Source organism: Kosakonia oryzendophytica (assembly GCF_900094925.1).
Classification (GTDB): domain Bacteria; phylum Pseudomonadota; class Gammaproteobacteria; order Enterobacterales; family Enterobacteriaceae; genus Kosakonia; species Kosakonia oryzendophytica.
In genome coordinates, this window is sequence record NZ_FMAY01000009.1 from 103,469 (window position 1) to 119,926 (window position 16,458).

Annotated in this window: 17 protein-coding genes; 10 read left to right on the forward strand and 7 right to left on the reverse strand. The window is 50.9% G+C overall.

The genetic code is table 11. The features are described from left to right. Positions 1–88 precede the first annotated feature (88 nt). Positions 89–370, reverse strand: coding sequence for a DUF1161 domain-containing protein (locus GA0061071_RS15950; RefSeq protein WP_088237484.1), 282 nt, complete (start codon positions 368–370; stop codon positions 89–91). Positions 371–551: 181 nt separating this feature from the next. Here GA0061071_RS15950 and GA0061071_RS15955 point away from each other — a divergent pair, with 181 nt between their 5' ends. Then, positions 552–1,262, forward strand: a complete 711-nt coding sequence (locus GA0061071_RS15955; protein WP_170933838.1) for a YnfC family lipoprotein — start codon at positions 552–554, stop codon at positions 1,260–1,262. 18 nt (positions 1,263–1,280) lie between these two features. Here GA0061071_RS15955 and speG read toward each other — a convergent pair whose 3' ends face one another. Both speG and GA0061071_RS15965 read right to left on the reverse strand, forming a co-directional pair. Continuing rightward, on the reverse strand, positions 1,281–1,838 hold the full coding sequence (gene speG / locus GA0061071_RS15960) for a spermidine N1-acetyltransferase (protein ID WP_061495590.1): 558 nt from the start codon (positions 1,836–1,838) through the stop codon (positions 1,281–1,283). 52 nt (positions 1,839–1,890) lie between these two features. Continuing rightward, positions 1,891–2,229 (reverse strand): DUF1283 family protein, encoded by a 339-nt coding sequence (locus tag GA0061071_RS15965; protein WP_061495592.1) that lies wholly within the window; start codon positions 2,227–2,229, stop codon positions 1,891–1,893. Between the two features lie 139 nt (positions 2,230–2,368). Here GA0061071_RS15965 and GA0061071_RS15970 point away from each other — a divergent pair, with 139 nt between their 5' ends. The 5 genes from GA0061071_RS15970 (at position 2,369) to GA0061071_RS15990 (ending at position 8,790) form a co-directional block, all read left to right on the forward strand. Next, positions 2,369–2,695 carry a YnfA family protein gene (locus GA0061071_RS15970; protein WP_088237485.1) on the forward strand — a complete coding sequence of 109 codons (327 nt, stop codon included), beginning with the start codon at positions 2,369–2,371 and terminating at the stop codon, positions 2,693–2,695. A gap of 112 nt (positions 2,696–2,807) precedes the next feature. Continuing rightward, positions 2,808–4,022, forward strand: a complete 1,215-nt coding sequence (manD, locus tag GA0061071_RS15975; protein WP_061495595.1) for a D-mannonate dehydratase ManD — start codon at positions 2,808–2,810, stop codon at positions 4,020–4,022. Positions 4,023–4,106: 84 nt separating this feature from the next. Next, positions 4,107–5,513: a glucuronate isomerase gene (gene uxaC / locus GA0061071_RS15980; RefSeq protein ID WP_088237486.1), complete on the forward strand. Its 1,407-nt coding sequence runs from the start codon at positions 4,107–4,109 to the stop codon at positions 5,511–5,513. A 22-nt stretch (positions 5,514–5,535) separates the two neighbouring features. Then, positions 5,536–7,077: an MFS transporter gene (locus tag GA0061071_RS15985; RefSeq protein WP_088237487.1), complete on the forward strand. Its 1,542-nt coding sequence runs from the start codon at positions 5,536–5,538 to the stop codon at positions 7,075–7,077. A 249-nt stretch (positions 7,078–7,326) separates the two neighbouring features. Further along, positions 7,327–8,790: a mannitol dehydrogenase family protein gene (locus GA0061071_RS15990; protein ID WP_088237488.1), complete on the forward strand. Its 1,464-nt coding sequence runs from the start codon at positions 7,327–7,329 to the stop codon at positions 8,788–8,790. A 45-nt stretch (positions 8,791–8,835) separates the two neighbouring features. Here GA0061071_RS15990 and ydfZ read toward each other — a convergent pair whose 3' ends face one another. The 3 genes from ydfZ to ydfG form a co-directional block, all read right to left on the reverse strand. Further along, on the reverse strand, positions 8,836–9,039 hold the full coding sequence (ydfZ, locus tag GA0061071_RS15995) for a putative selenium delivery protein YdfZ (protein WP_061495603.1): 204 nt from the start codon (positions 9,037–9,039) through the stop codon (positions 8,836–8,838). A 176-nt stretch (positions 9,040–9,215) separates the two neighbouring features. Continuing rightward, positions 9,216–9,902 (reverse strand): GntR family transcriptional regulator, encoded by a 687-nt coding sequence (locus GA0061071_RS16000; RefSeq protein ID WP_061495605.1) that lies wholly within the window; start codon positions 9,900–9,902, stop codon positions 9,216–9,218. A gap of 89 nt (positions 9,903–9,991) precedes the next feature. Beyond that, entirely contained in the window at positions 9,992–10,741 is a 750-nt protein-coding gene (gene ydfG, locus GA0061071_RS16005) for a bifunctional NADP-dependent 3-hydroxy acid dehydrogenase/3-hydroxypropionate dehydrogenase YdfG (RefSeq protein WP_061495607.1), read from the reverse strand. Between the two features lie 186 nt (positions 10,742–10,927). On the opposite strand from ydfG, the gene dcp reads away from it, so the two are divergent. After that, positions 10,928–12,973: a peptidyl-dipeptidase Dcp gene (gene dcp / locus GA0061071_RS16010; protein WP_088237489.1), complete on the forward strand. Its 2,046-nt coding sequence runs from the start codon at positions 10,928–10,930 to the stop codon at positions 12,971–12,973. A 49-nt stretch (positions 12,974–13,022) separates the two neighbouring features. Here the strand turns inward: dcp and GA0061071_RS16015 are convergent, their stop codons facing one another. Next, positions 13,023–13,754: an LbetaH domain-containing protein gene (locus GA0061071_RS16015; RefSeq protein ID WP_061495611.1), complete on the reverse strand. Its 732-nt coding sequence runs from the start codon at positions 13,752–13,754 to the stop codon at positions 13,023–13,025. Between the two features lie 533 nt (positions 13,755–14,287). Here GA0061071_RS16015 and GA0061071_RS16020 point away from each other — a divergent pair. The 3 genes from GA0061071_RS16020 to GA0061071_RS16030 all read left to right on the forward strand — a co-directional run bounded on the left by GA0061071_RS16020 (position 14,288) and on the right by GA0061071_RS16030 (position 16,074). Next, entirely contained in the window at positions 14,288–15,193 is a 906-nt protein-coding gene (locus tag GA0061071_RS16020) for a flagellin N-terminal helical domain-containing protein (RefSeq protein WP_061495613.1), read from the forward strand. Between the two features lie 189 nt (positions 15,194–15,382). After that, a complete protein-coding gene (locus tag GA0061071_RS16025; RefSeq protein ID WP_061495616.1) occupies positions 15,383–15,604 on the forward strand; it encodes a hypothetical protein in 222 nt (73 codons plus the stop codon). A gap of 44 nt (positions 15,605–15,648) precedes the next feature. Continuing rightward, positions 15,649–16,074: a hypothetical protein gene (locus GA0061071_RS16030; RefSeq protein WP_061495618.1), complete on the forward strand. Its 426-nt coding sequence runs from the start codon at positions 15,649–15,651 to the stop codon at positions 16,072–16,074. Positions 16,075–16,458 lie beyond the last annotated feature (384 nt).

Sequence of the window (16,458 nt, forward strand, 5' to 3'; positions counted from 1 at the left end):
AATAGAGTGATCGTACCCACCATGGGGTAGGGAAATATTAACCGTGATCAAGTTGAGGATAATCCCCCAATATTCAGGGGGATTATATTTACTGCGCGTCGGTGCCTTGTTCGCCCTGCGGCGCGGCACCGCTATTGCGGATGTACAGAATTTTGTAGGTATCATTGGCACAATGCCCAACGACCTGGGCACCTGCCTGATCGGCCTGGTCATTGGGCACAATTTTCAGGCTAAAACCAGATTCCGGAACGCCATTATTCATAATGCGCTGCTGGATGTCTGTTTTGACGCGCTCGCAGGAATCCGGCGCGGCAAATGCCGGAACACATGCCCCCAGCAGTAGTGCACAAATCCAACGTGAAGCGTGCATCCTCGTCTCCTTTTTATTTAACCCGTATTAAGCTTAGCACTTCCCGCGTAAGCGAAAGGTAAATATCTGAATAATCTGAATAAGCTAGATAGAAAAGCAGAGAAACCACCAGGGGGCTGCCCTATATTGGATAGGATTTGCTAATATATGCGCAATACAGAAGAAAAATGTGGTGAACCCGTTGAAAAAACAGCTATTAGTCATCTCTCTCGCCGTGTTATTAGCCGGATGTGATGATGCGAAAGGACCGGTATCGTTTACGCCAGAGATGGCCAGTTTTTCAAATGAATTTGATTTTGATCCGCTGCGTGGCCCGGTAAAAGATTTCAGCCAGACGTTGCTCAACGATAAGGGTGAAGTGACCAAGCGCGTGACCGGCACGCTGTCGAAGGAGGGGTGTTTCGATACGCTGGAGCTTCACGACCTGGAAAACAATAGCGGCGTGTCGTTGGTATTGAATGCGAACTACTATGTTGATGCCGATTCTCAGGAGAAGCGCTTGCGCTTGCAGGGGAAATGCCAGCTGGCGGAGTTCCCTGCGGCGGGTGTGACTTGGGATACGGATGACAACGGTTTTGTTGTGCTTGCCCGCGGTAAAGATATGGAAGTGAAGTACCGCTACGATGAGGAAGGATACCCGCTGGGTAAATCCACCACCTCGAAAGAGGAACATTTAACGGTGGCCTCCACGCCCTCCAAAGATAAGCGCAAGAAGCTCGATTACACAGCGGTCAGTACGTTGAATGATAAACCGCTGGGCAACGTGAAACAGAGCTGTGATTACGACAGCCACGACAACCCGATCAGTTGCAGCCTGGTGATGATCGATAACAGTGTAACGCCATCGGTGGAACGCAAATTCAGCATCAAAAATACCATCGATTATTATTGATGCCAGTGCCCGCCGCGCTTATTGCGCGGTGGGTTTCAGCAGCGTAGAGCCAGTTTTATGCGCGGCCAGGTATTGCTGCTGAAAAATGCACATGCGGATGGTATTGCGGTATTCACCATTAATAAAAAATTCATGGATCAGTTCGCCTTCCACCATAAATCCCAGCTTGCGATAGATGTGAATGGCCTTTTCGTTTTCTTTATCAACGATGAGATAGAGCTTATAGAGGTTGAGTACGGTAAAACCGTAATCCATGGCCAGCCTGGCTGCCTTTGATGCCAGGCCTTTGCCCTGATGCTCCGGCGAAATAATGATCTGAAACTCCGCCCGGCGATGCACATGGTTAATTTCCACCAGTTCAACCAGCCCGGCTTTTTCGCCTTCGCACTCCACCACAAAACGGCGCTCGCTCTGATCGTGGATGTGCTTATCATACAAGTCAGACAGTTCAACGAAGGCTTCGTACGGCTCTTCAAACCAGTAGCGCATCACGCTGGCGTTATTATCAAGCTGGTGGACAAAGCGCAGATCTTCGCGCTCGAGCGGGCGCAAACGAACGCTGCTGGCGTCACTCATGAGACATCCTTTTGCAGTGAGAGAGGTGGGCGCTAAGCGCGCCCGAAAGCGATTACTGAATTTGGCGACCGGTGCGGCGATCCAGACAACGCAGGGTATTCGGTTCCCAGTAAGCGTTCACGTTAGTGCTTTTCTGGCAGTTATCCTGGGCATCAAAAGCCACGTCAGTTTTGTCCCACTCTTTCTCTACGCGTTTATTCACTTTATTGCGCAGGCTGCGCGTGTCATTCCATTGCTCTTTTTCCATCGAGGCCTGTTGACGGCTTTGGGCCGAGTCGCCGGATTCGATCACCAGTCGGTTGGTTTCAGCCAGAGCGGAAGTGGTGTACACGATGGCACCCAGCGTCAGCATAGCGGTGAGGCACAGGCGTTTGCTAAGTGTAGTTGTCATTGCGATTTCCTTATTTGTGAGAAACAAAAGGCGTACGTTTCTATTCTATGCGATCTCAGCCATCCGGGATACCGGGCGCTCTGACTGAGAGCATTATCGGGTATGATGGTTCAACCAATATTGAATAATAGTGCCAAAAATGTTCAAAACGACACTGCTTTTCTTTGCCACAGCATTGTGTGAAATCGTCGGCTGTTTTCTGCCCTGGCTGTGGCTGAAGCGTGGCGCAACGCCATTGTTACTGGTGCCAGCGGCGCTGGCGCTGGCCCTGTTTGTCTGGTTATTGACGTTGCATCCGGCGGCAAGTGGGCGGGTTTATGCCGCTTACGGCGGAGTGTATGTCTGTACCGCGCTGCTGTGGTTGCGCATGGTGGACGGAGTAAAACTCACTCTATATGACTGGCTGGGTGCCGCAGTGGCGATGTGTGGAATGTTGATCATTGTCGCCGGATGGGAGCGCGCATAAGCCTCCGTTTTTTGTGACCAAAAGCGTATTTTCTGATCAACCTACTTGTATGGTAGTAGTCCAAGAGCGTAGATTTCCTGCATTACGTTAAGACGATGCAAGGAATAACCGAATGAAGATCGTAGGGGCTGAAGTTTTTGTTACCTGTCCAGGGCGCAATTTTGTCACCTTAAAAATCACTACCGACGAGGGGATTGTCGGGCTGGGCGATGCCACCCTTAACGGGCGTGAGCTCTCTGTCGCGTCCTACCTGAAAGATCATCTTTGCCCGCAGCTCATTGGCCGCGATGCCCATCGTATCGAAGATATCTGGCAATTTTTCTATAAAGGTGCCTACTGGCGTCGCGGTCCGGTGACCATGTCGGCGATTTCCGCGGTGGACATGGCGCTGTGGGACATCAAAGCCAAAGCCGCCAATATGCCGCTGTACCAACTGTTGGGCGGTGCGTCGCGCGAGGGGGTGATGGTTTATTGCCACACCACCGGACATACCATTGAGGATGTGCTGGAAGATTATGCCCGGCATAAAGAGATGGGTTTTAAGGCCATTCGCGTCCAATGCGGTGTGCCGGGCATGAAAACCACTTATGGCATGGCAAAAGGCAAAGGTCTGGCCTACGAGCCGGCAACCAAAGGGCAGTGGCCGGAAGAGCAATTATGGTCGACGGAGAAATACCTCGATTTTACGCCGAAACTGTTCGACGCCGTGCGCAATAAGTTTGGTTTCCACGAGCATCTGCTGCACGACATGCACCATCGCCTGACGCCGATTGAAGCTGCGCGTTTTGGTAAGAGCATCGAACCGTACCGCATGTTCTGGATGGAAGATCCGACCCCGGCGGAAAATCAGGAATGCTTCCGGCTGATCCGCCAGCATACCGTTACCCCGATTGCCGTCGGCGAAGTGTTTAACAGCATCTGGGATTGCAAGCAGCTGATCGAAGAGCAGTTGATTGACTATATCCGTACCACTATTACTCACGCAGGCGGCATTACCGGTATGCGTCGCATTGCCGATTTTGCATCCCTTTATCAGGTTCGCACCGGCTCTCATGGCCCGTCTGATTTGTCACCGATTTGTCACGCCGCCGCACTGCATTTCGACCTGTGGGTACCGAACTTTGGCGTACAGGAATATATGGGTTACTCCGAACAGATGCTCGAGGTTTTCCCGCACAACTGGCGTTTTGAAGATGGGTATATGCATCCGGGCGATAAACCGGGGCTGGGTATCGAGTTTGATGAAAAACGGGCGGCAAAATATCCCTACGACCCGGCGTACTTACCGGTCGCCAGACTGGAAGACGGCACATTATGGAACTGGTAACGCTGAATTAAGGCATTCCCGCATGCCTCTACGCAGGCGGGGATAACGATAAAAAGTAACACCATAAATAAATGTGGGTTATATATGAAATTTATCAACGATAGCTTTATGATTGGCAATGCTCGCGGTGTGCAATTATATCAGGATATCGCAAAAGGATTACCAATCATTGATTACCATTGTCATCTCGACGCCAGGGAAATATACGAAAATAAGAACTACGATAACATCACTCAGTTATGGTTAGCAGGTGACCATTATAAATGGCGTGCAATGCGTGCCAATGGGATTGAAGAGAAATACATTACCGGGGATGCCAGCGCTGAAGAGAAATTTGCCGCATGGGCGCAAACAGTAGAAGCAAGTTTCGGTAACCCGCTTTACCACTGGACTCACCTTGAGTTGCATCATTATTTTCATTGTGACGAGTTGCTGGATAGCCATAACTGGAAAGAGATCATGGAGCATTGCAACAGTTTATTATCTGGGGCGGATTTTTCACCGCGACAGTTAATTACACGCGCCAATGTTGAAGTGATTTGCACGACCGATTCTCCGCTCGACTCTTTGTATTATCATCAACGACTAAGTGAAGAGTCTGACTTCCCAGTAAAAGTATTACCCACGTTCCGCCCTGATGAGGTTTTTGAAAATAACGCGAAAGCGTTCTCTCTATTTATTGATAAATTGTCTGATATAACAGCAATAAATATTGCTACTTTTGCTGATTTCTCCGCGGCTATTGGTGAACGCATCCGTTTCTTTCACCAAACGGGGTGTCGTGTCTCCGATCATGGGCCCGTTGAGATTCATTATAAATCCGCAAGTGAGACGACAGTTTCGTCACTCTTTTTGCGTAAAAGAGCAGGGCAGGCGTTAAGCAAGGACGAAAGTATTATTCTTAATAGCGCTATTTTTATCATGCTCGCACACCATTATAAAAAACATAATTGGGCAATGCAGATCCATTTTGGTGCTATTCGCAATAACAATACCAAAATGCATCAACTTCTGGGTATTAATACAGGTTTTGATGCGTTAACAGATCAATATCAACTGGCAGAAAATCTGAATGGATTGTTAGATGCCATGGCGAAAGACAATGCCTTGCCGAAGACTATCCTGTACAACCTTAATGCCAGCTATAACGATCTTGTGGCTACGACTATCGCGAATTTCCAGTCTGCGGATTGCGGTGTTAAATCACCGATGCAATTGGGATCAGGCTGGTGGTTTAATGATACACGTCGGGGCATGGAGAACCAGCTTGCTTGCCTGGCCGATCAGGGCTTGTTGATGAACTTTGTTGGCATGCTTACGGATTCTCGTAGCCTTGTATCTTATACCCGACATGATTATTTCAGACGGATTTTATGCAACCTTATTGGCGGTTGGGTAGAAAGAAAAGAAGTACCCGATAATAACAATATATTGTCTCGCATGATTCGGAATATATGCCACGACAACGCCAGGGATTATTTTAATTTCTAATTACCTTCTCTGAGGATAGAACATGTCTATTTCAAGTAAAAAAATCACCATACCGGTGAGTATCGGGTATGGCATGACGGATATAATGGGTGGGGGTGCATTTACCGTTATTGGTGCATGGTTACTCTTTTTTTATACGACTTTTGTTGGCTTGTCCCCGGTAGAAGCCGCTTCCATTGTCGCGATTGCTCGTATTGTGGATGCTATCGTAAGTTTATTTATGGGCAGCTTTACCGATCATTTTTACAAGAATTATTTCGGCAAAAAATTCGGTCGTCGCCGTTTCTTCTTGTTGCTTGGCGCGCCACTCATGCTGGTATATAGCTTGTTGTGGTTGAATGGAATGAGTTACGGATTTTATCTGTCTGTCTATCTCGCATTCGAGATCATTGCCGCAATGGTCTTGATCCCCTGGGAAACGCTGCCCTCGGAAATGACCAAGGATTTTAATGCGCGCACGAAGTTATCGACTTGTCGCATGTTTTTATCCGCATCCGGCACCTTTCTGGCAACGTTTATTCCGGGGCTTTTGATAGGTTATTTTGGTGAGCATAATGCGAACGCCTATTTGATTAACGGTGTGATTTTTGCGGTGTTATTTATGGTCTGTGTGTTTATTTCATGGAAAGTGACCTGGGAGCGTGAGTTGACCCCGGATATGCTCGCTCAACTGGAAACAAAAACACGCAATACGACTTTTTCGCAAAAAGTATGCGCATTTACACGCTTGTTCAAAGAGTATGGTTCAACGTTGAAAATCAGGGCGTTCAGAAAACACCTTGCCATTTATTTATTGTCATTCACGGGCAAAGATGTTTACAACACAGTGTTTGTCTTCTTTTGTGTGTATTGTCTGAATGTCTCATCTTCATTGGCTGGTAGCCTCCTTTCTATGAGCATCGTTGGCTTACCTGTAACGCTGATCGCCGGGATTGGCATTATTAAATTTGGTCCTTCGCGTCTTTATGTTTTTGCCTACTCATTGATGTTGTTGTGCCTTGGGGGTTTCTTCGCTGTATATCACATCCCGGCGTTGAACACGGTCGCCACACTGGTGATTCTGGCGGGGTTGTATCAGGTTGGTCGCTGTGTTCTGGAGTTCACTCCGTGGAACGTGTTCCCGTTTATTCCTGATATTGACGAAATGGTGAGTCGCCAGCGTCGTGAGGGCTTGTTTGCAGCAGTAATGACGTTTTCACGTAAAACGACGGTAGCCATTGCGACGTTTATTGTCGGCCTTTTATTGCAGAATGGCGGGTTTGTAAAAGGAAGTCAGGTTCAACCGCCAGAAGCAATTCACATGATTGCCATGTTGATGTTTATCGGCACGGCAGGGCTCCTGTTACTCGCACTTTGGCAGGCTGTCACGTTCAATCTCAATAAAAAGACGCATAAGATTTTTGTTGAAGAGGTGGATCGCCTGAAAGCGGGAGGGGCAAAAAATGCGGTAACCACGGATACCCGCCGCATTGTGGAAGATCTGACCGGTTACGATTACGACGCATTATGGGTAGAAAAAGGCACGGTAGAGCAAACAGGGACCTCGCGAGTGACTTCCGCCTGATCTTCTGGTTTACAACCTTGGTGTTAAACCACAATGCTGTCACATAACTTTGCTTTTGTATCACACCACTTAGGCAAAAGTTAACGTAAATCAATGTTCAGCCACCCACAATTGGTATCGTTAATGACAGATATTTTTTTACCTTATCTACCATTCTAGTTTATGTAGTCAGCAGGCGACCGGTCGCATCAAACAGTCCGGCCGCCATGCTGACGGGATTTCCGTTTCATCTATTAACGAGTCGCAACTATGGAAAACCGGTTACTCAACGCAAAAGCAACACTTCCCCACTATAACCGCGACGCACTGCAGGCGCGGATCGTGCATCTGGGTTTTGGTGCGTTTCACCGTGCTCACCAGTCGGTCTATGCGGATATCCTCGCCGCGGAACATGGCAGCGACTGGGGCTACTGCGAAGTCAACCTGATTGGCGGCGAGCAGCAGATTGCTGACCTGAAACAGCAGGATAATTTGTACACCGTGGCGGAAATGTCTGCGGATGCATGGACGGCGCGTGTGGTCGGTGTTGCGAAACGCGCGCTGCACGCGCAGGTGGACGGCCTGGAAACCGTACTGGCGGCAATGTGCGAACCGCAAGTGGCGATTGTGTCGCTGACCATCACCGAGAAAGGGTATTGCCACTCTCCGGCCACCGGCCAGTTGATGACCGACCATCCTTTAATCGTGGGGGATTTGCAAAACCCGCACCAGCCAAAATCCGCTGCCGGGGTGATTGTCGAAGCGCTGGCGCGCCGCAAAGCCGCTGGGTTACCGCCTTTTACCGTGATGTCTTGCGATAATATGCCGGAAAACGGTCATGTTACGCGCAATGTCGTCTGTGCCTATGCCCGCGCTGTCAACGGAGAACTCGCTGACTGGATCGAGGCAAACGTCACGTTCCCGTCAACCATGGTGGATCGCATTGTTCCGGCAGTAACCGCTGACACGCTGGATAAAATCGAACAACTGACCGGTGTGCGCGACCCGGCGGGTGTGGCCTGTGAGCCATTTCGTCAGTGGGTTATCGAAGATAACTTTGTTGCCGGACGCCCGGAATGGGAAAAAGCAGGCGCTGAACTGGTGTCGGATGTGATCCCGTTTGAGGAGATGAAACTGCGCATGCTCAACGGCAGCCACTCGTTCCTTGCTTATCTCGGTTACCTGGCGGGCTATCAGCACATTAATGAGTGCATGGAAGACGACAACTATCGCCGAGCCGCACACGCGCTCATGCTGAAAGAGCAAGCACCGACGCTGAAAGTGAAGGGCGTTGATCTGGCGCACTACGCTGATCTGTTGATTGCACGCTACAGCAACACCGCGCTGCGTCATCGCACCTGGCAAATCGCGATGGACGGTAGTCAGAAACTGCCACAACGTATGCTCGATTCTGTACGCTGGCACAGGGTTCATCAGCGCGATTTCTCTCTGCTGGCGTTAGGCATTGCGGGCTGGATGCGCTACGTGGGCGGTGTGGATGAAAAGGGCCAGGCCATTGAGGTGTGCGATCCGCTGCTGGCGGTGATCCAGAGCGCCGTGAACAACAGTGCGCAGGGTGAAGCGCGCGTGCGGGCATTACTGGGTATTGATGCGATTTTCGGCCGTGAGCTGCCGAAAGACGCCACCTTTGTTGCGCAGGTGCAAAAAGCGTATCAGACACTGCTGGAGAAAGGAGCAAAAGCGACGGTTGCGCAGTACGCTGCGGCGTTGTAATTCTCTGTAGAATGCCGCCGCGGCGGCATTCTCACCACGTCGTGCTTAGTGCATGCCCAGACGAATCAGTTCAACCGGTTCGAATTTGCCTTCACAACCTTCCACTTCCACCGTTTTGCTGCGACGCAGCGCTGCCGCACTTAGCCCCTCAGCATGAATAGCGACAATTTTCCCGGTGCGCCCTGTGCCATTAATCATGACCCGGGTGCCGGTGGTGATGGGATTATGGTTACGATCATAAGTCATCATGGTGGTTTCTCCTTGTTGATATCCGCAAAATCATCCGGGGCAGAAGATGTCCCCGCGACGGACTCACTATCAATACGCTTCTCACGCGATGAGGTGTTGTTTTTGATCAAAGTCACACTTTTTAATGAGCAAAAAGCATGACGTGCTTGCCAGACAGGGCGGATAAGGAGGGGAAATTACTCTTCGCTGAACCAGTCGCGATTTTCCTGGCGAATGGTTTTTACCGACTCACTGATTTCCTGCAAATGCAGGGTCATGGCGCGATCGACGGCGTCGGCGTCGCGCTTTTCCAGTGCGGCAAAAATATCCAGATGTTGACGCAGCAGCATCTCCGGCGGTGAAACGTGATCGAGACTCATATAACGCACGCGGTCGATGGTGGCTTTGATATTTTCGATGGTGTCCCAGGCAAGCTGGCAATCCGCAATCTGCGCCAGTTTCTGGTGGAAGCTGTCATCCAGCTCGAAAAAGTCATTCAACTGCTTGCGCTCAATGGCGACACGCTGCTGGTTCAGGTTCTGCTCCAGCAGATAAGCGGTGCTGTCATTGATCATCGCGGCGGCACGTCGTGCAACGGCGCACTCAATTGCCTGGCGGACGAAACAACCATTGCGAACCTGCGTCATGGAGATTTTATTGACATAGCTGCCGCGCTGCGGGCGGATCTGAATCAGGCCGTTTTCCGCCAGTTTGATAAATGCTTCACGCACCGGCTGACGCGACACGTCAAAACGCACCGACACCTCTTTTTCTGACAGCGGCGTGCCTGGTGGGATAAGACAATGCACAATATCTCGCCGCAGGATGCGGTAAATTTGTTGATTGACGGGTTGGGTAGGATTGAGTTCCGTTTCGGCAGCCATGCGCTCTTACTTTTTAAAGGGTTAACCTGTCTACCATACCATTAATTTTACCCACATCCCATACCCGGCCCGCAGGCCGGGCGAGGGGATTAACCCTGGCGGTGAACGCTAAGCCCCGCGTATGTCTGGCTGACTGGCATCATTTCCAGCGTATTGATATTGACATGTTTCGGCAGCGTCGCTACCCACCATACCGCTTCGGTCACATCTTCCGGTGTCAAGGCAGTGGTATTTTCGTAGGTTTTGCCGGCTTTATCATCATCGCCCTTAAAGCGCACGTTCGAAAACTCCGTACCGCCAACCAGTCCCGGCTCAAGATTAGTAACGCGCACGGCTGTGCCGCTCAGATCGGTACGCAGGTTCAGACTGAACTGGCGAACAAAGGCTTTACTGGCGCCATAGACGTTGCCTCCCGCGTAAGGCCAGCTACCTGCGGTGGAGCCAATGTTGATCACATGGCCGCGATTGCGCTCCACCATGCCCGGCAGCACGGCGCGGGTCATATAGACCAGGCCTTTGTTATTGGTGTCGATCATCGTTTCCCAGTCATCGACACTGGCTTTATGCGCAGGCTCCAGACCCAGCGCCAGACCGGCGTTGTTGACCAGCACGTCAATCTCACGCCACGGTGCTGGCAACGCGGTAATAAACGCCTCGATAGCGGCGCGATTGCGCACATCCAGTTGCGCCGTGTAGAGGTTATCGCCCAGTTCGTCTTTCAGCTCCTGCAAACGTTCCTGGCGGCGCCCTGTCGCAATCACTTTGTGGCCGTTTTGAATGAAACGGCGCGCAATAGCTTCGCCAAAACCTGCCGTTGCCCCGGTAACCAGAATAATCATCTCACTGTTCCTCAACGCTTTTTGTGGTGTTGTACCATAGCATGCGCCGCTGCTGAGCGGTAACGCAAGTTGTCCTACCCTACAGTGTGGCAAAAAACCGTTGCTTGTGTGCAAGGACGAGAAATGATTGCGATGCGCGCGAGGGATGCCTACTCTGAGGAGACTTACCGAATTCAGGAGCGAAATATGTCGGTTACTAATCCTTTCTTTGCCGCCAGTCCGTTGCCTTACCAGGCACCGCAGTTCGACATGATTCAGCAGGAACATTACCGTCCGGCCTTTGATCAAGGCCTGCAACAAAAGCGCAGCGAAATCGCCGCCATTGCGGGTAACCCGGCTGCGGCGGATTTTGATAATACCGTGCTGGCGCTGGAGCGCAGCGGGCAATTGTTAAATCAGGTAACCAGCGTCTTTTTCGCCATGACCTCTGCGCATACCAATGCGTTTTTGCAACAACTGGATGAGGCATTTTCTGCCGAACTGGCGGAGCTGGCGAACGATATCTATCTTGATGACGCATTGTTTGCGCGGGTAGAAACCGTCTGGCAGCAGCGTGATGCCCTCGCGCTCGATGCGGAGTCATTGCGACTGGTTGAGACAACGTATCAACGCTTTGTGCTGGCAGGGGCGACCTTAAGTGCTGACGATAAAGCGACTCTCAAAGCGCTGAATACCGAATCCGCCACGCTTACCAGTCAGTTTAATCAACGCTTGCTGGCCGCGGATAAAGCAGGCGGACTGGTGGTGGATGACGTGCGCCAGCTCGAAGGGCTGAGCGAAGAGGCGATTGCGGCGTCGGCTGAAGCTGCGTCGGCAAAAGGCCTTGAAAACCGTTGGTTGCTGGCGCTGTTGAACACCACACAACAACCCGCGCTGGCGGCGTTGCGCGATCGACAAACCCGTGAAAATCTGTTTATGGCGGGTTGGCTACGGACAGAGCACGGTGATGCCAATGACACCCGGGCACTGGTGTTGCGGTTGGTGCAATTACGCGCGCAGCAGGCGGCATTGCTCGGTTTCGCTGACTTCGCCAGCTGGAAAATCGCTGATCAGATGGCGGGTACACCGCAGGCCGCACTGACCTTTATGCGCAATATTGCCCCCGCTGCCCGGGCGCGTGCCGAACGCGAACTGGCGGATATTCAACAGGTGATTGATGCACAGCAAGGGGGATTTCGCGCACAAGCCTGGGACTGGGCGTTTTATGCAGAACAGGTACGGCTGGCGAAATACGATTTAGATGAGTCGCAAATCGCACCCTATTTTGCGCTCAATACCGTGCTCACCGAAGGTGTGTTTTGGGCCGCCAGTGAACTGTTTGGCATCCGTCTGGTTGAACGTTTTGATATTCCGGTTTACCACCCGGATGTGCGCGTATGGGAGATTTTCGACGCCGACGGGCAAGGGCTGGCGCTGTTCTACGGGGATTTCTTCGCACGCGATTCAAAAAGCGGTGGCGCATGGATGGGGAACTTCGTTGAACAGTCGACCCTGCTGGGCACGAAGCCGGTGATTTACAATGTTTGTAATTATCAAAAACCCGCCGCCGGGCAGACCGCGCTGCTCTCCTGGGATGATGTCATCACCCTGTTCCATGAATTTGGTCACACGCTGCACGGTCTGTTTGCCCGACAGCGCTACGCCAGCCTTTCCGGTACCAATACACCGCGTGATTTTGTTGAGTTCCCCTCACAGATTAATGAGCACTGGGCCAGCCAGCCTCAGGTGTTCAGTCGCTATGCGCGGCACTACAAGAGCGGAGATCCGATGCCGGACGCGCTGCGCGAGAAGATGCTGCGCGCTACACAGTTTAACAAAGGCTACGACATGACCGAACTTCTGAGCGCTGCACTGCTGGATATGAACTGGCACAGTCTGGCGAACGGTACGGCTGTGAATGACGTGGAGAGCTTCGAACAGCAGGCGCTCCAACGCGAGCAGCTTGATCTGGCGGCAGTGCCGCCGCGCTATCGCAGCAGCTATTTTGCCCATATTTTTGGTGGCGGTTATGCCGCGGGTTATTACGCCTACCTGTGGACGCAAATGCTGGCTGATGATGGGTATCAATGGTTCGTTGAGCAGGGGGGATTAACCCGTGAGAACGGGCAAAAATTCCGCGAAGCGATTTTATCGCGCGGGAATAGCACTGATTTAGCTGAACTTTATCGTAATTGGCGCGGCCATGATCCGCAAATTGAACCGATGCTGAAAAACCGTGGATTGAGTGAATAATGCCGAGGCCGGGCGTTGAGCCCGGCTTTTATTTGCGTGTGCCCCAGCTTCAGACGGCCAGCGCCATTTTTTTACCCCACGTCGCTTTATGGGCTTTCACTTCGGCCAGTAAATCCAGCGTTTTGCTCTCGTCCTGCGTAAAATCCACGAGAAAATAGCGGTTAACTCGTTTTAACCAGTTCGCCAAATCCGGGGCGTCCCACCAGGCGAGTTCCAGTAAGGATTCAATCACTTTGTCCGTAAAACGAAAACGCACCAGCCGTGCCGGGCTACCGACATAAATCCCATAGGGCTCTGATGTAAAATTCGGCGGGAGAAGGGAACGCGCGCCAATAATACAGCCATTCTCAATCGTACCGCCGCCTAACATCATCACTTCGTCACCGATCCAGATATCATTCTTGATAACTGAATGTCCGTATTGCGGCAGCGTCGGGCTTTTCAGTTCAGGATGAATAAACGACAGGATCGACGTCGACATGGCGCGGGTTTCGTGTTGACCATTCAGGATGAATTTTAACCGTAAACCACCGGAAACAAAGCGGCCAACATGCAATGCTTGCGCATCACTGTCATATTTCACTAAGGAGTCAACGCCAAAACCGGAGCACTTACCGATATGCATCGTGCCAATTTGCGACGTATCACCCAGCCAGTTCTGGAAGAAATTTTTAGGCAATGTGCTGAAAAGTCCATCCCGATAAACCAAAACATCAAATTTATTCGCCAGAGGGTGGTTAGGATCGAAGCCTAAACAATCGCTATCCGTATCAATATTCATGCGCAATCCGTTAACAATGTAATAAAAATTTGATTTTAAGAAAAAACTTAAGCGGGCGAATGGTCTTTCAAACAAGAATGAGAATCAAGGCAAAATCAGGTAGGTTTTCTGACCTTCCGTGCTGTGGCGTACAGTGAGTCAAATACCCTTCCTGTCACATATTGTGTGATGGACAGGCCGTATTCCGATTGCAATACACTTTAAAAAGTTACATAACCCGCCCGGTCATTGACCTTACATACACAAGGGAAATACCGTTAGGCGTGGTGATGAATCCCCCTGCGCGGAGGGGCTACCAGTCGTACCTTTTTGGGATAAGGCGAGTTTGCGGACTGGAGCAGACTCACCGGGAGGCACCCGGCATCACCGTAATCTGTACAGCCAGAGATCTGTTTTGTCGTCGGGTCTCTGGCTGTCGCCGTAAAGCTTCCTAAGAAAATCCTTAAAGCCCTGAAATAATTTGTCGATACATAACCGGAACACCGGTTCATATCGGCAGGAAAGATTATAAAAATTCAGCGCAGGATTCGCTTATGGCCGTCATTAACACCAATACACTCTCACTGATTAACCAAAACAATCTCAGTAAATCGCAGACGGCGTTGGGGTCGTCGATTGAACGCTTATCTTCCGGGGTCCGCATCAACAGCGCGAAAGATGATGCTGCGGGTCAGGCTATTGCCAACCGTTTTACTTCTAATATCAACGGCATGGGTGTTGCTGCGCGTAATGCCAACGACGCCATTTCACTGGCGCAAACGGCGGAAGGCGCACTGAGTGAAATCAACAACAACCTGCAACGTATCCGGGATTTGACCGTCCAGGCGCAAAACAGCTCAAATTCCGCCTCGGATATCGACTCAATCCAGGCGGAAGTGAACGAACGCATGGAAGAGATTAACCGTGTGACCACGCAAACGGATTTCAACGGCATCAAAGTGCTGAACACCAGTTCCGGAACGTTCAGCTATGGCTTCCATGTGGGCACGGAGGACGGTGAGGAAATCGCCATCAGCATGAGCAGCAGCGACAGCTACAACCTCTACGCCAATTCAGGTGCGATTCGCGACGTGTCCGGGGATTTTATCAATGGCAGCGCGCGTAGCACGATGTCGCAAGGCTTTGATGTTCTTCACGGTCTTGTGACCTCCGGCGGCATGACGAGCGGCAGCCCGCTGGCGGCCATCGATGATGCGATTAAAGCGGTCGATACGCAGCGTAGCGCACTGGGTGCTTACCAGAACCGTTTTGAATCGGTGATCAGCAATTTAAGCAATGCCGCGAATAATCTCTCCTCGGCTCGCAGCCGGATCCTGGATTCGGACTATGGTACGGAGGTATCGAACATGTCGCGCGCGCAACTCCTCCAGCAGGCGGGAAGCTCGGTGCTGGCGCAGGCCAACCAGGTGCCACAAACCATGCTCTCCTTACTGCGTTAAGTGCTTTTGGCGGCACACTCAATTGTTAAAGTGTGTGCTGCCTCACATTTCGACCCGTGGCATTACCCGCCTCATTAAGTCAAATTAAAAGACCCGATTTTAGAGCTTAACATTCTGTGGCATCACGCAGGCATTACTGGAATGTCTGTGTTAATGTCGAATGCTATTTGAGCAACTGAGGTAACCGACATGACCAAAAATGTAGTGGTAATTCGCGCCGGTGGTAAGGTTGAAAACGTAACCGTGGAAGATAATGCAAAATCGGTTACGTTCAAAAATGAGCAGAGCTCGTTTCTCGAAATTCCCATTGAATCCTGGGATCTTGATGGCGAAACATTTCTTGTCGCCCGATTCTCTGACCTGGTCACTTCGCAGGAAACTGAACAGGCCATCCGTCAATTCTACTCATAACAACCGCCTGCGGGCGGTTTTCAATACCAGATGCGGAGATCAAAATGGAAAATCAACGTGAAGTGCCCGCGGCAATAACGCCCACGATCAGTACGCAGGACAGCGCCTTATCTCACCTGGTATCCTGTGCGAATTTAGGTGCGGGAATGGTGGTCACGCTGGTTGTCGACGGTCAGGTTGTCGCCGGAGAACTGGTTTCCGGGCAGGAGTATGCCTTATTTACCGCCAAAGCGATCCGCTCTGTTCCCGGCGATGAATCGGTGACAAACTCTATCGCCCGGTTCTTTGACGATCTGGCTGAAGATTATCGCGTTGACGATGACCATGTTATTCCACTTAATTATTTGCATATTAAAGATCCGTCATGGATGACCGGAAATGCGGGGTGGACCAGCGTTAAAGGAACCATATTACGCGTGCATATTGCGAAGGTGAGCGGTTTTTCTTTAGGCAAAGCCAAAAACGCGTAACGGAATATGTCAATAAAAGGGCCTCAACAAGAGGCCCTTACTCTATTACCTGCTTCGGCCACCTTTTCCTTCGTAGCACGGGAATACAGGATTTTGCCGTCAGTCTCGTACCACAAACCGAGCAAATTGCACCATGAGGCTGATGCCGGCCCGGGCAGAATGTCGTGAATAAAAATTTTTGACTGCTGCAAACCGGGCATTGAAATTTAATATTGGGGATAACCCCTCCGGCCTGTTGAATGGAAAGCTGAAGTTAACACAATAAGTTCATTCTGAAAGATATATCGTCAGTGATTTCAACAGTAAAACGTTTCGCTGACGGAAATATTCCGCCCACAACCCTCACGCAGTAAGCGCGATGTGGTTTTTTCCGTTTAGATACCG

Bases quoted from the DNA above. Each gene is read 5' to 3' on its own strand.
- GA0061071_RS15950 (WP_088237484.1), bottom strand. From the start codon at position 370: ATGCACGCTTCACGTTGGATTTGTGCACTACTGCTGGGGGCATGTGTT.
- speG (WP_061495590.1), bottom strand. From the start codon at position 1,838: ATGAGTGACGCCAGCAGCGTTCGTTTGCGCCCGCTCGAGCGCGAAGAT.
- GA0061071_RS15965 (WP_061495592.1), bottom strand. From the start codon at position 2,229: ATGACAACTACACTTAGCAAACGCCTGTGCCTCACCGCTATGCTGACG.
- GA0061071_RS15970 (WP_088237485.1), top strand. From the start codon at position 2,369: ATGTTCAAAACGACACTGCTTTTCTTTGCCACAGCATTGTGTGAAATC.
- manD (WP_061495595.1), top strand. From the start codon at position 2,808: ATGAAGATCGTAGGGGCTGAAGTTTTTGTTACCTGTCCAGGGCGCAAT.
- uxaC (WP_088237486.1), top strand. From the start codon at position 4,107: ATGAAATTTATCAACGATAGCTTTATGATTGGCAATGCTCGCGGTGTG.
- GA0061071_RS15985 (WP_088237487.1), top strand. From the start codon at position 5,536: ATGTCTATTTCAAGTAAAAAAATCACCATACCGGTGAGTATCGGGTAT.
- GA0061071_RS15990 (WP_088237488.1), top strand. From the start codon at position 7,327: ATGGAAAACCGGTTACTCAACGCAAAAGCAACACTTCCCCACTATAAC.
- ydfZ (WP_061495603.1), bottom strand. From the start codon at position 9,039: ATGATGACTTATGATCGTAACCATAATCCCATCACCACCGGCACCCGG.
- GA0061071_RS16000 (WP_061495605.1), bottom strand. From the start codon at position 9,902: ATGGCTGCCGAAACGGAACTCAATCCTACCCAACCCGTCAATCAACAA.
- ydfG (WP_061495607.1), bottom strand. From the start codon at position 10,741: ATGATTATTCTGGTTACCGGGGCAACGGCAGGTTTTGGCGAAGCTATT.
- dcp (WP_088237489.1), top strand. From the start codon at position 10,928: ATGTCGGTTACTAATCCTTTCTTTGCCGCCAGTCCGTTGCCTTACCAG.
- GA0061071_RS16015 (WP_061495611.1), bottom strand. From the start codon at position 13,754: ATGAATATTGATACGGATAGCGATTGTTTAGGCTTCGATCCTAACCAC.
- GA0061071_RS16020 (WP_061495613.1), top strand. From the start codon at position 14,288: ATGGCCGTCATTAACACCAATACACTCTCACTGATTAACCAAAACAAT.
- GA0061071_RS16025 (WP_061495616.1), top strand. From the start codon at position 15,383: ATGACCAAAAATGTAGTGGTAATTCGCGCCGGTGGTAAGGTTGAAAAC.
- GA0061071_RS16030 (WP_061495618.1), top strand. From the start codon at position 15,649: ATGGAAAATCAACGTGAAGTGCCCGCGGCAATAACGCCCACGATCAGT.